Source organism: Plantibacter sp. CFBP 8804 (assembly GCF_014841225.1).
In the GTDB taxonomy this organism is placed as follows: Bacteria; Actinomycetota; Actinomycetes; order Actinomycetales; family Microbacteriaceae; genus Plantibacter; species Plantibacter auratus.
This window is the reverse complement of sequence record NZ_JACYTU010000014.1, coordinates 14331-27308: the sequence shown is the minus strand read 5'-3', so window position 1 is coordinate 27308 and position 12978 is coordinate 14331. Positions and strand designations below refer to the sequence as shown.

At 69.7% G+C, this 12978-nt stretch carries 13 protein-coding genes; 8 read left to right on the top strand and 5 right to left on the bottom strand.

Annotation, left to right across the window (positions count from 1 at the left end; genetic code table 11):
* Nucleotides 1-25: 25 nt before the first annotated feature.
* Together rffA and IFU11_RS17095 are read left to right on the top strand one after the other, a co-directional pair.
* Nucleotides 26-1225, top strand: a complete 1200-nt coding sequence (gene rffA, locus IFU11_RS17100) for a dTDP-4-amino-4,6-dideoxygalactose transaminase (RefSeq protein ID WP_371742815.1) — start codon at nt 26-28, stop codon at nt 1223-1225.
* Entirely contained in the window at nt 1222-2448 is a 1227-nt protein-coding gene (locus IFU11_RS17095) for a rhamnosyltransferase WsaF family glycosyltransferase (protein ID WP_192019726.1), read from the top strand. The genes rffA and IFU11_RS17095 overlap by 4 nt, the downstream gene beginning before the upstream one ends.
* Before the next feature lie 33 nt (nt 2449-2481).
* On the opposite strand, the gene IFU11_RS17090 is transcribed toward IFU11_RS17095, so the two are convergent.
* The 4 genes from IFU11_RS17090 to IFU11_RS17075 form a co-directional block, all read right to left on the bottom strand.
* Nucleotides 2482-2988, bottom strand: coding sequence for a hypothetical protein (locus tag IFU11_RS17090; RefSeq protein ID WP_192019725.1), 507 nt, complete (start codon nt 2986-2988; stop codon nt 2482-2484).
* A 127-nt stretch (nt 2989-3115) separates the two neighbouring features.
* Nucleotides 3116-4444 (bottom strand): MFS transporter, encoded by a 1329-nt coding sequence (locus IFU11_RS17085; RefSeq protein WP_192019724.1) that lies wholly within the window; start codon nt 4442-4444, stop codon nt 3116-3118.
* A complete protein-coding gene (locus tag IFU11_RS17080) occupies nt 4444-5460 on the bottom strand; it encodes an alpha/beta hydrolase (protein ID WP_192019723.1) in 1017 nt (338 codons plus the stop codon). Before IFU11_RS17080 ends, IFU11_RS17085 begins: the two co-directional genes overlap by 1 nt.
* Nucleotides 5457-6503, bottom strand: coding sequence for an alpha/beta hydrolase (locus tag IFU11_RS17075; RefSeq protein WP_079704695.1), 1047 nt, complete (start codon nt 6501-6503; stop codon nt 5457-5459). Before IFU11_RS17075 ends, IFU11_RS17080 begins: the two co-directional genes overlap by 4 nt.
* Before the next feature lie 110 nt (nt 6504-6613).
* On the opposite strand from IFU11_RS17075, the gene IFU11_RS17070 reads away from it, so the two are divergent.
* The 3 genes from IFU11_RS17070 to IFU11_RS17060 all read left to right on the top strand — a co-directional run bounded on the left by IFU11_RS17070 (nt 6614) and on the right by IFU11_RS17060 (nt 10211).
* Complete coding sequence (locus IFU11_RS17070) at nt 6614-7621, top strand: LacI family DNA-binding transcriptional regulator (protein ID WP_192019722.1); 1008 nt, start codon at nt 6614-6616, stop codon at nt 7619-7621.
* 77 nt (nt 7622-7698) lie between these two features.
* The gene (locus IFU11_RS17065) at nt 7699-10020 is read left to right on the top strand and encodes a carbon starvation CstA family protein (protein ID WP_192019721.1); all 2322 of its coding nucleotides are present in this window, start codon (nt 7699-7701) and stop codon (nt 10018-10020) included.
* Nucleotides 10020-10211, top strand: coding sequence for a YbdD/YjiX family protein (locus tag IFU11_RS17060; protein ID WP_191940211.1), 192 nt, complete (start codon nt 10020-10022; stop codon nt 10209-10211). The genes IFU11_RS17065 and IFU11_RS17060 overlap by 1 nt, the downstream gene beginning before the upstream one ends.
* Nucleotides 10212-10239: 28 nt before the next feature.
* On the opposite strand, the gene IFU11_RS17055 is transcribed toward IFU11_RS17060, so the two are convergent.
* Nucleotides 10240-10536, bottom strand: coding sequence for a hypothetical protein (locus IFU11_RS17055; RefSeq protein WP_079704698.1), 297 nt, complete (start codon nt 10534-10536; stop codon nt 10240-10242).
* A 376-nt stretch (nt 10537-10912) separates the two neighbouring features.
* Here IFU11_RS17055 and IFU11_RS17050 point away from each other — a divergent pair, with 376 nt between their 5' ends.
* From IFU11_RS17050 to IFU11_RS20895, 3 genes are all read left to right on the top strand, one after another.
* Nucleotides 10913-12184: an HNH endonuclease signature motif containing protein gene (locus tag IFU11_RS17050; protein ID WP_192019720.1), complete on the top strand. Its 1272-nt coding sequence runs from the start codon at nt 10913-10915 to the stop codon at nt 12182-12184.
* A gap of 230 nt (nt 12185-12414) precedes the next feature.
* Nucleotides 12415-12780, top strand: a complete 366-nt coding sequence (locus tag IFU11_RS17045; protein ID WP_199862357.1) for a YxiG-like protein — start codon at nt 12415-12417, stop codon at nt 12778-12780.
* A gap of 7 nt (nt 12781-12787) precedes the next feature.
* Nucleotides 12788-12886 (top strand): YxiG-like protein, encoded by a 99-nt coding sequence (locus IFU11_RS20895; protein ID WP_441004833.1) that lies wholly within the window; start codon nt 12788-12790, stop codon nt 12884-12886.
* The last annotated feature ends 92 nt before the right edge of the window (nt 12887-12978 follow it).

Here is a 12978-nt window from a genome sequence, read left to right as displayed (position 1 = left end):
GAGAACTGTCATGATACGAGTGCGTGTGGAGCAGCGGATCCCGCTGTCGAAGCCCTATCGCGCGGCCGGCGAGCTCGAGCAGCTCGAACGCGTCCTCGCCGGAGACCACGTCCACGGCGACGGTGTCTTCACCGCCTCGGCCTCCGAGCACCTCAGGCACCTCACGGGCGCGCCGCACGTGCTGCTGACCACCTCGGGGACCCACGCGCTCGAGATGATGACCCGACTGATCGGCGTCGGTCCCGGCGACGAGGTCATCCTGCCGACCTTCACCTTCCCGTCGGCGGCGAACGCGGTGGTCCTCGCCGGAGCGACGCCCGTCTTCGTCGACAGTGACCCGTCGACGGGCAACCTGGACCCGCAGCACGTCGCCGACGCCATCGGACCCCGCACGCGGGCGATCTCGATCATGCACTACGGCGGTGTCCCGGTGGACGTGCCGGCGTTCCAGCAGCTCACGGCCGAGCACGGGCTGCACCTGCTCGAGGACAACGCGCACGGCCTCGGGGTCGCGGGCGACGATGTCCGCCTCGGCACGGTCGGAGCGATGGCGGCCCAGAGCTTCCACGACACGAAGAACGTGCACTGCGGCGAGGGCGGTGCCCTGCTCATCTCCGACGAGACCGTCCTGCTGCACGCGGAGATCATGCGCGAAAAAGGGACCGATCGCGCACAGTTCCTCCGCGGGCAGGTCGACAAGTACAGCTGGGCGGACCTCGGGTCGAGCTACCTGCCGAGCGAGCTCAACGCCGCCGTCCTCGACGCCCAGCTCCGCGATTTCGACGTGATCCAGGGGCATCGGCATCGCATCTGGGACCGCTACGCGGCCGAACTCGCCGAGTGGGCGCACGATCGCGGCGCGACACTCATGGACCCACCCGGTGGCGTGCACGCCGCGCACCTGTTCTTCCTCCTGCTTCCGGATGCGCAGGTGCAGCAGGAGCTCTTGCGTCACCTCCAGGCGCACGGTGTCGGTGCCGCCTTCCACTACGTGCCGCTGCACTCGAGCGCTGCGGGTCGGCGCTACGGCAGAGTGGTCACCGAGCCGCAGCACGCGGTCCGGTTCGCCGAGCGTCTCGTCCGGCTCCCGTTGTGGCCCGCCATGACGGACGACGAGGTGGACCGGGTCATCACGGCGGTCCGAGCGTTCGGACCAGTGACACCAGCAGCACCCGCCGCACCTGCGGTGACGGCATCGACGGGACGGGACTCCATATGGGCATGATCGGGCAGGGGCTCCGTGCCATCCGCGGCGAGGGCGTCAGGTCGACGCTCTGGCGCGCCGTGCACTTCGCCGACGGACGGTTCAACCCGATGCGGCGCAAGCCGACGGACCTGTACCCGAGCGACGCCATCGCCGCGGACTGGACGGTGCCGCGGAACTTCAACGCCGCCGAGTTCCCGGAGCGCCCGTACGACGTGGCGTGGTTGATCTCGCCGCCGAGCCGGACCTCGGGCGGGCACCAGAACGCCTTCCGGTTCATGGAGTTCCTCGAGCGGGCCGGGCACCGGCTCACGATCTACCTGTACCAGGCGTCGGCCCAGCCCGCGGTCGACATCGCCGGGATCCGGGCGATGATGGCGGCGAGTAGCGCGTACCCGGAGCTGCAGGCCGACATCGTCCGGTACGACCCGACGACCGGCATCGCGCCGGGCGCGGACGTCGTCGTGTCCTCCGATTGGCAGACGGCCTACCCCGCGTTCCGCTACGAGGGGCCGGCCAAGCGGTTCTCCTTCGTGCAGGACTTCGAACCCTGGTTCTACCCGGCCAGCAGCGAGTACGTGCTCGCGGAGAACACCTACCGGTTCGGGTTCCACGGCTTCTCCGCCGGGCCGTGGCTCGCGCAGAAGGTCGCGGACGAGTACGGGATGAGCTGCGACCACTTCGACTACTCGGTCGACAAGCAGCACTACTCGCACGTGAACGACGCGCCTCGCACCGAGATCCTGTTCTACGCCCGCCCGCCGACTCCTCGACGCGGCTGGGAGATCGGCGAGCTCGCCCTGACCGAGTTCCACCGACTGCGGCCCGACATCACGATCAACCTCGTCGGCTGGGACATGTCGGGATACGAGACCGGGTTCCCGTTCGTCAACCGGTCGGCGATGGACATCTCGGAGCTCAACGCGGTCTACAACCGGTGTGCCGCGGGTCTCGTCCTCTCGCTGACCGACATGTCGTTGTTGCCGCTCGAGATCATGTCCTCCGGCGTCGTGCCCGTCGTCAACGACAGCCCGAACACGACCGGGGTGCTCGACAGCGAGCACATCGAGTACGTCCCGTTGTCGCCAGCGGCCATCGCCCGTCGCCTCGTCGACATCGTCGAACGGCCCGACGCGGTCGAGCACGCGAAGCGGATCTCGGCGTCCATCACCGCCGCGGACTGGTCCGACCCGGGCACGCAGTTCGTGGCGCAGTTCGAGCGCGCGATGCGCACGTCGATCTGACGCGCCTCCGCCGGGTCGGCCCGCTAGGACCGGTCAGCCCGCCCGCACCTGTCGGCCACGCGAGTCGATGTCGGGCACCGTGGCGGTGGTGGCCGCTTCGCGCGAGCCGAGGGCGGTGAGTGCAAGCTCGACCGCCTCCCGCACGCTCAAGCCGGTCGCCGTGAGGGTGTTCAGCTGCGCGAGGGCCTCGGGATCCACGATGACGACCGAGACGGGCGACTCGGGCCCCGCCTCGCCTACGGCGGACCCAGCGCGAGCCCGACGGGTGGTGAGCCCGCGAGCGATCCACGCCCGGTTCCGCTCGACATCGATCTTCAACAACCGTTGGTTGTTCCGGACCCGTTCGGCGACGAGTCTGCCCTCGTGGATGTCGGAGTACACCTGCCAGCGCGGGTAGAGGAGCCGGGTCGCGAGGTCGGTCGGTCGCAGGGGGACCGGGAGGTCGTCGATGAAGTCCTGCAGCACGGCGTCGGCGAGCGCCTCGCGGAGCGGTCGCCGCTGCAGGGTGTCGTCGGGCGAAGCTGGGAACGGCAGGGTCATGGGGATCCGGTGGTCAGAGGTCGGGTATGGTCCAGTGTCACTCCGGGTCCTGCGCCCCGGGTGGACTCCACCTGGAAACCACCCCGGAACCAACCCCTGCAATCCGTTGACCGTGCAAGTGCCGGTCTCATCGCACGGACCTGATCGGCAGCACGGCGAGTCCGCCCAGGACGGCGAACACGATCGCCGCGACATACAGCGCGTGATAGTTCTCCCCGCCACCGAGCGCGAGCAGGGGGACGGCGACGATCGGTACGAGCAGCTGTGGGAGCTGGTACGACAGTGAGACAATGCCGAGGTCCTTGCCGGCCTCGTCGAACGACGGCAAGACCTCCGTCATGAGGGCGATGTCGACGGACACGTAGGCCCCTTGAGCCGCTCCGACGATGAAGATGCCGACGAGGAACACGGTGACGTCGGGGGAGATGATCGCGACCCCGAGTCCGACCGCGCTCAGGAGGCTGGAGACGAGCACGATCGGCTTGCGTCGCCCGGTCCGGTCGGAGATCCAACCGAACAGGACCGTCATGACGATGTTCCCGACCGTGAAGATGATGAGCGCATTCGCCTGGACACCCGACGCCTGCTCCTTCGGGATGCCCAACTGGTCGATGATGAAGAACAACAGGTAGATCGACACCGAGACGATCGACATCGTCACGAGCAGGCGGCAGGCCCACGCCCAGAAGAAGTCGCGATAGCGCACGGGGTTCAGCCAGTACGTGGACAGGATGTCGGCCACGCGCAACGGCGGAGCAGGGACCGTCCGCACGATGTCCCGGAGCCCGAACACGAGCGCGGTGCTCAGGACGCCGCCGATCAGGCCCGGCACGACGAACCAGGTCCACCGCGCGTCGTTGGGGAGAGCGGCGACGATCTGCGCGCCGACGATCAGGGCGAGCCCGCCCGAGACGCTGGCGGCGGCTGCGACGCGCGCCCGGATCCGCGCCGGGATCTGATCGGCGAGCAGCGCGTGCACCGCCATGTTCGTCGCACCGAAGCCGAGCTGCACGATGCTCCACCCCAGGATCGTCACCGTGAGGCTGTCGCCCGTCGCCAGGATCGCGACCCCGCCGAGCGCCACGACCGCTCCGCCGAGCATCCACGGCCGCCGCATCCCGAATCGCGAGAGCGAACGGTCGGACAGCCGGCCGAACAGCGGCGTGATGATCATGATGACGACGCCGCCGACCGCCGCGACGATCGAGAGGTTCGTCCCCTTCGTCGCGTCGTCGAGGAACGCGAGGGCCTTCGGGATCGACGCCCCGCTGATGGTGCCGAGCGCCAGCGTGACCCCGAACCAGGCCAGGACGAACAGCGGCAGGAAGCCGCGCGCCTGCGGGGACCCGGGGACGGCGTCCGGATCGACCGCCGCGACGGGGACGGCGTCACCGATGCGCGGCTCCGGCTCGACTGGCCCCGTGGACGGACCGGTGGGTGGGGTGTGAGCTGACATCATCGTCTCCTCGGCTGGATCGGTTCGGGTACGAGCGGGTTCGTCCCGTAGGCCTCACGGAGCGCAGTGGCCTGGACCGCCTGCCACTCCCTCGCGCCCGCCATGACGGCCGTGAGACCACCTGACGCATGGACGTGGCCGCGCCCGATCCACGTCACCGACGGGACCCCCGCCTCCACGAGTCGCCGTCCGTACGCCAGACCCGCGTCGCGGAGCGGGTCGTGCTCGGCGACCTGGATCAGCGTGGGCGGCAGGTCCGAGAGGTCGTCGGCCTCGAGCGGGGAGGCGTAGGCGTCCGCCGCACGCGGACCGCCGAGGTAGAGCGGCACGAGTGCCTCCGCGTCGTCCAGCCCGAACCCGCGCGCGTACCGGGTGGCGGAGTCGCCCGACGGGGTCAGCGACACCGCGGGGACCTCGAGCGCCTGATGGACGAGGGGGAGGTCACCCGAGTCACGCAGGTGGAGGACGGCGCTCGCCGCGATCCCGCCACCCGCCGAGTTGCCGGCGATGCCCAGGCGGCCCGGGTCGACGTCGAAACGGCTCGGGCCTGCTTCGGAGGTCAGGACCCGCAGGGCGTGGATGGTGTCGTCGACGGCGGCCGGATAGGGGTGCTCGGGTGCGAGCCGGTATCCGAGCGCGACGACCTGGATCCCGGCGGTGAAGGCCCTGGCTGCGAGCAGTCGGTCGTTCAGGAGCTCGTGGACGGTGCCGGACGTGAAGCCGCCGCCGTGCAGCGCGAGTTGGGTCGGCGCCGGAGACGGGAGTCCGTCCGGGCGGTACCGGCGGAGCTCGAGCCGGCCGGCCGGTCCGTCGATCCAGCTCGTGGTGATCTCGACCGACGGTGGTGCGGGTTCGGTGAACTCCTCCGCCAGGAGGTCGGAGAGCCGCCGCGCCGCCTGCCGACGGAGGGCGAGGTCCGAGGAGCGGAGTGCCGGCAGCTGCTCCGCGTGCTCCTCGATCCGCGCAGCCCAGGCGAGGATGCCCGGGTCCAGCCGCAGCTCCTCCACGGACGTCACCGCGAGGCCTCCGCCGGCTCGCGGAGCGGCGCGCCGTAGCTCACCGGGTCCTCGTGCAGCGTCCGCAGGGTCGTGATGACGTCGCGATGCAGGTGGTCTGCCGCCGGGACATGACCGGTCAGCCCGCCGGAGGTGTGCGTCTGCCCGATGTACCGGACGCAGCTCACCGGCACGCCGGCCTCGCTCAGCACGCGGGCGTAGGCCTCGCCGTCTCCGCGGAGTGGGTCCATCTCCGCCGTGTAGATGACGGCCGGTGGCAGATCCCGGTGGTCGGTCGCGAGGAGTGGCGACGCGTACGGTTCGTGCTGCGTCGCCCGGTCCGGCCCCAGGTACTGGAGCACGAGCTGGCGCGCGAGGCGACGCAGGATGGCACCCGGGACCTGCGTGATCCCCCGGGCGTCGAGGTGTCCGCGCGTCAGGTCGAGCGCCGGAGCCTCGAGCAGCTGCAGCCGGATCGGCCGCTTGGCGCGGTCCCGGTTCATGAGGGTCACGGCGGCGGCGAGGTTCCCGCCCGATGATGCACCGCCGATCGCGAGTCGGTCGGGGTCACCGCCGAGTGAACGCGCGTGTTCGGCCGCCCACTCGAACACGGACCAGCACTGCTCCGGCTGTGCGGGGTACCGGACCTCCGGGGCCAAGGAGTACTCGCCGGCGACGATGATGACACCGGCCTCCCTGGCGCGGCGACGGAACCCGGCGTCCCAACCGATCCAGTCGATCCCGGCGATCGTGAAGCCACCGCCGAAGAAGTACACGAGGACGGGCCGGCCACCGGACGCACCGTCGGCCAGGGCGGGGAGTCGCTGCTGGTCGGGCCAGTAGACGCGGAGCCGTGCGTCCGGGTGGCCGGGCACTCGGACGGTGTGGTCCTCGGTCGCTGCCACGAGGGTCTCGGTGCCGAGCGCCTCGGAGGACACCCGGTCGAAGGCGGCTGCGTGTGCACGCCGCCCGGCGGGATCCTTCGGCTCGGGCGTCTGCAGCGCTGCCAGACGCCCCGTGACGGCCGTGACGAACGCGTCGACGGTGGGCTTGCTCCGAGCCATGGTGTTCCTCCGATCCCGGCATCGATGCCGTGTCCGGTTCGAGTATCCGCTATCGAAGAACTTCGATCAAAGAACTTTTTACGAGCTAGGATCGTCGGAGGAGGTGCGCCATGGACGAGCGAACGCAGAAGGCGACGATCTACGCGGTGGCCAAGCGTGCCGGCGTGAGCATCTCGACCGTCTCCCTGGCCATCAACCACCCGCAGCGGGTGAACGAGGCGACGCGACGATCGGTCATCGCCGCAGCGACGGAGCTCGGTTACCGCGGTGGTGCCGCCGCGAGCGGTGCTCAGCGGATCGCCGTCGCTGCGCCGTTCTCGAGTTACGCCTCCTATTACCGGCGACTCTCGGGGATCATGGAGCGCGCCGCGATGGACTCGGTCGAGATCGTCGTGCACGACCTCCCCTCGGCGGCGGGGAGCGACAGTCCCGTCCTCGACGCGCTGCCCATGCGAGCGGGGATCGACGGCATCGTGGTGATGGGCGTGCCGCTGTCACCGGCCGCGTTGGAGTCGAAGGCGCTCCCCGGCCCGCCCGTCGTCCTCGTCGACGTCCCGGACGGCGCGCAGCGGCGGCTCGGGCTGCCCTCCGTCCTCATCGACGACGAACGGGGTGGTGAACTCATCGCGCGACATCTCGCGGAGCTCGGTCACGAACGCGTGGTGTTCCTCCACGAGCCGCAACGCTCCGAGGAGTACGTGTCGGCCGGCATGCTGCGGGCGCGCGGCCTCGGTCACCTGCTCTCCGTCTCCGAGGCCGTGGCCGACGTCGCCGCGACAGACCTCGTCGAAGCCGTCGGTGCCGCGCTCGAGCGGGCGTTCCTGGCCGACCCGGAAGCGACCGCCGTGGTCGCCAACCACGACGAGCTGGCCGCCGCCGCGCACCGGGCGTTCCGCGTCACCGGCGCGCACCTGCCCGTGGGACGCTCGCTCGTCGGCTACGACGACGGACCGCTGGCTTCCGCGCTCGACCTCACGACGGTCCGCCAGCCGTTCGAGGAGTCCGGGTACGCGGCGCTCGATCTCCTGCTCGGTCGGCTCTCGGGTGAGCACGCCCGCGTCTCATCGGTCCAGCTCGCACCCGACCTGGTCGTCCGAGGCACCACCTTCCGCGTCTGACCCGACCTCGCGAGCGCCCGCCGCCGCGACGCTGTTAGCCTCGACGCACGAACACCACCGTTGAGGGAGGAATCGTCATGGGCAACGACGCCGGACGACAGGACCGAGCACGCGCAGGATCGAAGCGGGACGGAGCGCTGCAGCCCGCGGGCGGCGGGGAGGTCGAACCCGTCCTGGTCCAGGATCCGGAGCTGCCGCCCACGGCGGTCGACGAGGCCGACCTCGCTCCGAGATGGACCCCGGCGAAGGTGATCCTGTGGGTCGCCATCGCCCTCCTCGGCGGTCTCGCCTGGACGATGCTCGCCCTCGTCCGGGGCGAGACGGTCAATGCGATCTGGTTCGTCTTCGCGGCGGTCTGCACCTACCTCATCGCCTACCGTTTCTACTCGAAGCTCATCGAACGCAAGCTGCTGCGCCCCGACGACCGGCGGGCGGCCCCGGCCGAGTACCTCGCCAACGGCAAGGACTTCGTCCCCACCGACCGCCGGGTGCTGTACGGCCACCACTTCGCGGCGATCGCCGGTGCCGGTCCCCTCGTCGGCCCGGTGCTCGCGGCCCAGATGGGCTACCTGCCCGGCACCATCTGGATCATCATCGGCGTGATCCTGGCGGGTGCCGTGCAGGACTACCTCGTCCTCTTCTTCTCGATGCGCCGCGGCGGCCGCTCCCTCGGCCAGATGGCGCGCGACGAACTCGGCGTGATCGGCGGCACTGCGGCGATCATCGCGACGCTCGCGATCATGGTCATCATCGTCGCGATCCTCGCCCTCGTGGTCGTCAACGCGCTCGGCGAGAGCCCGTGGGGTGTCTTCAGCGTCTCCATGACGATCCCGATCGCACTCTTCATGGGCGTGTACCTGCGCTTCATCCGGCCGGGCAAGATCACCGAGATCTCGATCATCGGCTTCGTCCTCCTCATGTTCGCGATCGTCGCCGGCGGCTGGGTCGCCGAGACCGAGTGGGGCGCCGCGGCGTTCACCCTCGACCGCACGGTCATCGCCGTCGGGATCATCGTCTACGGCTTCGTCGCCGCGATCCTGCCGGTGTGGCTGCTCCTCGCGCCACGTGACTACCTCTCCACGTTCATGAAGATCGGCACGATCGTCATGCTCGCGGGAGCGATCGTCCTCGTCCGCCCGGAGATCACGGTGCCGGCGTTCAGCGAGTTCGCCGGTGGTGACGCCGGGCCGGTCGTGAGCGGCTCGCTCTTCCCGTTCCTCTTCGTCACGATCGCGTGCGGCGCCCTCTCCGGCTTCCACGCGCTCATCGCCTCGGGCACCACGCCGAAGCTGATCGAGAAGGAGCGCCAGACCCGCTTCATCGGATACGGCGGCATGCTCATGGAGTCGTTCGTCGCGATCATGGCCCTCGTCGCGGCACTGTCGATCGACCGCGGCATCTACTTCGCGATGAACTCCTCCGCAGCGGCCACGGGCGGCACCGTCGAGGGGGCGGTCGCCTTCGTGAACTCGCTCGGCCTCGCCGGGGTGAACCTCACACCCGACGTGCTCACGCAGACGGCGGCGAACGTGGGGGAGGAGTCGATCGTCTCCCGGACCGGCGGGGCGCCGACGCTCGCCCTCGGCCTCGCGCACATCATGCAGCAACTCATCGGTGGCACATCGCTCATGTCGTTCTGGTACCACTTCGCGATCATGTTCGAGGCGCTGTTCATCCTCACCGCCGTCGACGCCGGGACGCGCGTGGCGCGCTTCATGCTGCAGGACACCTTCGGCAACATCATCCCCAAGTTCCGCGATCCGGACTGGCGGGTCGGAGCGTGGATCTGCACCGCGGTGATGGTGGCGGCGTGGGGAGCGATCCTCATCATGGGCGTCACCGATCCGCTCGGCGGCATCAACACCCTCTTCCCACTGTTCGGCATCGCGAACCAGTTGCTCGCCGCCATCGCGCTCGCCGTCTGCATGGCGATCGTGGCGAAACGCGGGAACTTCCGCTGGCTGTGGATCGTCGCCGTCCCGCTGGCGTTCACCGCCGTGGTGACGATCACCGCGTCGATGTTTAAGATCTTCTCGCCGGTGCCTGCCGTCGGCTACTGGGCGCAGAACGCGGCGTTCCGTGAGGCGCTTGCCGCGGGCGAGGACAGCTTCGGCAATGCACCGACGCGGGCGGCGATGGAGGCGGTCGTGCGGAACACCACCGTGCAGGGAGTGCTCTCGATCCTGTTCGTGACCCTCGCGATCATCGTCATCTTCTTCGCGATCCTGCACACGGTGCGGTCGTTCCGCTCGGGTGGTGGGCCGAGCTCGGAGGATCCGGCGCTGCCGTCACGCCGGTATGCGCCGTCGGGGCTCATCGCCACGAAGGCGGAGAAGGCACTCGAGCGGGAGTGGTCGACCGTGGATGCTGACAAGCGACCCGCGCGGTCGGGGCACTGATGTCCGGCATACGACGGGGCTGGGCCGCGCTGCGGTGGTTCGTCACCTCGCTGATGGGTGACACCGCCTACGCCACCTATGTGGATCACCAGCGTCGCGTCCATCCCGACGCAGCGGTCCCCGACGAGCGCACGTTCTGGCGGGAGCGCTTCGCGGAGCAGGACCGGACGCCCGGCTCGCGCTGCTGCTGAGCGCGCGGGGCGCTCGTGCCGTCGAGTCCTACTGGTCCACGGCGTGGACTGAGAGGACGACCTGCTCCTCCGGCACGAGCGCCTCCAAAGCCTTGCGGGCACTCGGGTAGTCGCGACCCTCGGCCTCGATGGTGCGGGTGGCTGTCGGCCGGAACACCGCGGTGCCCACGAGGTCGCCGTTCACCCGACCGCCGCCGTGCAGCCCGGCGAGGGCGTGCCCGGGCGGGGTGGAGGCGAGGACGGCGGCGCGCAATGCGGCGACGTCGGGTGCGGAGGCTTCGGTGGTGATGGTCGCGCGGTCGCGGACGGTGGCGATGAGCTTCACCCGTCAAGCCTACGGAACGTCGCGCTCCGGGACGAACCTCTTCCGGTCCCTGCCGAGGGACCTCCCGAATCCGGTGATCCTTTCCCGGTCCCTGAGCTTGTCGAAGGGCACACGAGGGCCCCTCCCACTCCAGGTGGTCCTCCGCCGGTCCCTGAGTACGCTCCTCCGGTCCCTGAGCTTGTCGAAGGGCCCACGAGGGACCTCCTGTTCCGGTGATCTTCTCCCGGTCCCTGAGCTTGTCGAAGGGCACACGAGAAACCTCTCGCTCCGGTGATCTTCTCCCGGTCCCTGAGCTTGTCGAAGGGCCCACGAGCAACTTCCACAACCGCTTCGACTCATCATCTGGAATGTCAGTGGTTCATGGTGGACTGGTCCCATGACCGAGACCATCTCCGCCGCGATCCGCGTCGGCGACGAGTACGCCGCGCAGCTCGCGGAGTTCTCGGACCAGTGGGCTGAGCTCCACCGCCAGCAGGCCGTCCTGGACGCCCGGAAAGCGCGCCTCCTGGCCCGCTCCGCCGCCTATGCGGACACCTTCGCGGACGCCACGGTCCCGGCGATCTTCCCGCCGGCCGAACGACAGGCCCTCTCCCGCCGGTCGACCTGCGCCGCTTTGGCGATGGCGACCCGGACACCGGAACGGACGGTCCAGCGTGCGACCAACGACGCCGAACGCCTCGTGAACGACGCACCAGCCGTGCTCGAGTCGCTCGAGGTCGGCCGCATCTCGGCCCGGCACGCCCAGGTGATCACCGACCAGCTGTGCGACGTCCCGGCCGCGGGTCGGGCGGTGTTCCTCGAACAGGTACTGCCGGTAGCCGAGAGCGCGACCGCCTCGTACCTCCGGCACCGCGCCCGCGTCCTGCGCGAACGGCTCCACCCCGAGTCCATCACTGCGCGCGCCCGGCGCTCCGAGGCGGACCGCCGGGTCGAGTTCGAGCCCGCAGCCGACGGCATGGCGTGGGTGCACCTGTTCACCACGGCGCCCATCGCGCAGGGCATCATCGAGCGGGTCGAAGCAGCGGCCTCGGAATCTCGCGCAGCTGGCGACACCCGGACGTGCGCTCAGTTGCAGGCGGACGCCCTCGCAGCCCTGGCCCTCACCGGTGTGACCCCTGACGACGTCATGTCGAGCCCGGTGCTCCCGCACCCGGTCGAAGTGCAGGAGCACATCAGGCCGACCGTGCAGATCACCGTCCCCGCGCTCACCATGGCCGGCGTTTCCGACGCACCCGGCATGCTCGACGGGTACGGCCCGATCGACCCGGAGACCGCAGCCCGCATCGCGGTGAACGCGCCCGGCTTCACCCGGATCCTCGTCCAGCCGGAAACCGGCGCGGTCCTCTCCGTCGGGCGAAATCAATACCGCGTTCCGGCCGATCTGCAACGGGCGGTGCGCCTGCGGGACGGCAGCTGTCGCGCACCGGGCTGCGGGAGACGAGCCCGGGCTTGCGACCTCGATCATTCGGTTGCTTGGGAGGACGGCGGGACGACGGATGTCGGGAACCTCGCCTGCCTCTGCCGACATCACCACCGGATGAAGCACCTCCCCGGATGGAACCTCGACCACGGGCCGGGCGGGGTGCTCGAGTGGACAACACCCGACGGGAAACGCCACCGGACCGAACCGGATCCCGCACCGTTCTGACCAGCACCGGACCCTGAGCCTGTCGAAGGGTTCCTCGTGGGCACTTCGACAGGCTCAGTGACCGGAAGATGTGCACCCGCAACGTTGAGGCACCTTCGTGGGCACTTCGACAGGCTCAGTGACCGGGGGAGGTGTGCCCGGAACGATCCGGTCCCTGAGCTTGTCGAAGGGCACTCAGGTCACGCTGCCTCGTACACGGCCCGAGGGTGCACTCCGATACGCTGCCTGCCGTGGAGATCAGTGCGATGCAAGCGGCCTTCGACGACGCGTTCGACCAGGCGGGGGTGTTCCACGGCTTCACGGAGTACATGCGCGACTACGAGATGATCGTCCAGATCGTCGCCGCTCCGAGTACGGGCATTCCGATGAGGTCCCTGCGCTACCTCTTCGTCAACTGCGTGCAGGCCGACGTGTCGACGGTGCTTCCGCCGGACCTCTGGGCGCGTTCGTTGGACGACCGACTGCTCGAGTTCGGCTCGGACCTTGACGGGTACGTCTGGGGTGTCAGAGAGCAGGGCCTCTACCCGGGGTTCGAACTGATGCCCGACTCGGAGTCGCACGATCCTGGTCGACATCGGTGGGAATCCCTTCCATGAGCTTCGCATGATGTCGAACGCACACGACATCAGCCTGGTGTTCTCCGACCTTCGCGTCACGGAGCTGGCTCCCGGCTATGCCCCGTTCACGGTCGGGCCCGAGTAGTCACCGGGGTGCTCGGGGTCGGACGGTCCTGCGGCTGCATCTCGATGAAAGCGTGCACACTCCTGAACCCCGACGGCTCGGTAGCCTGGGCG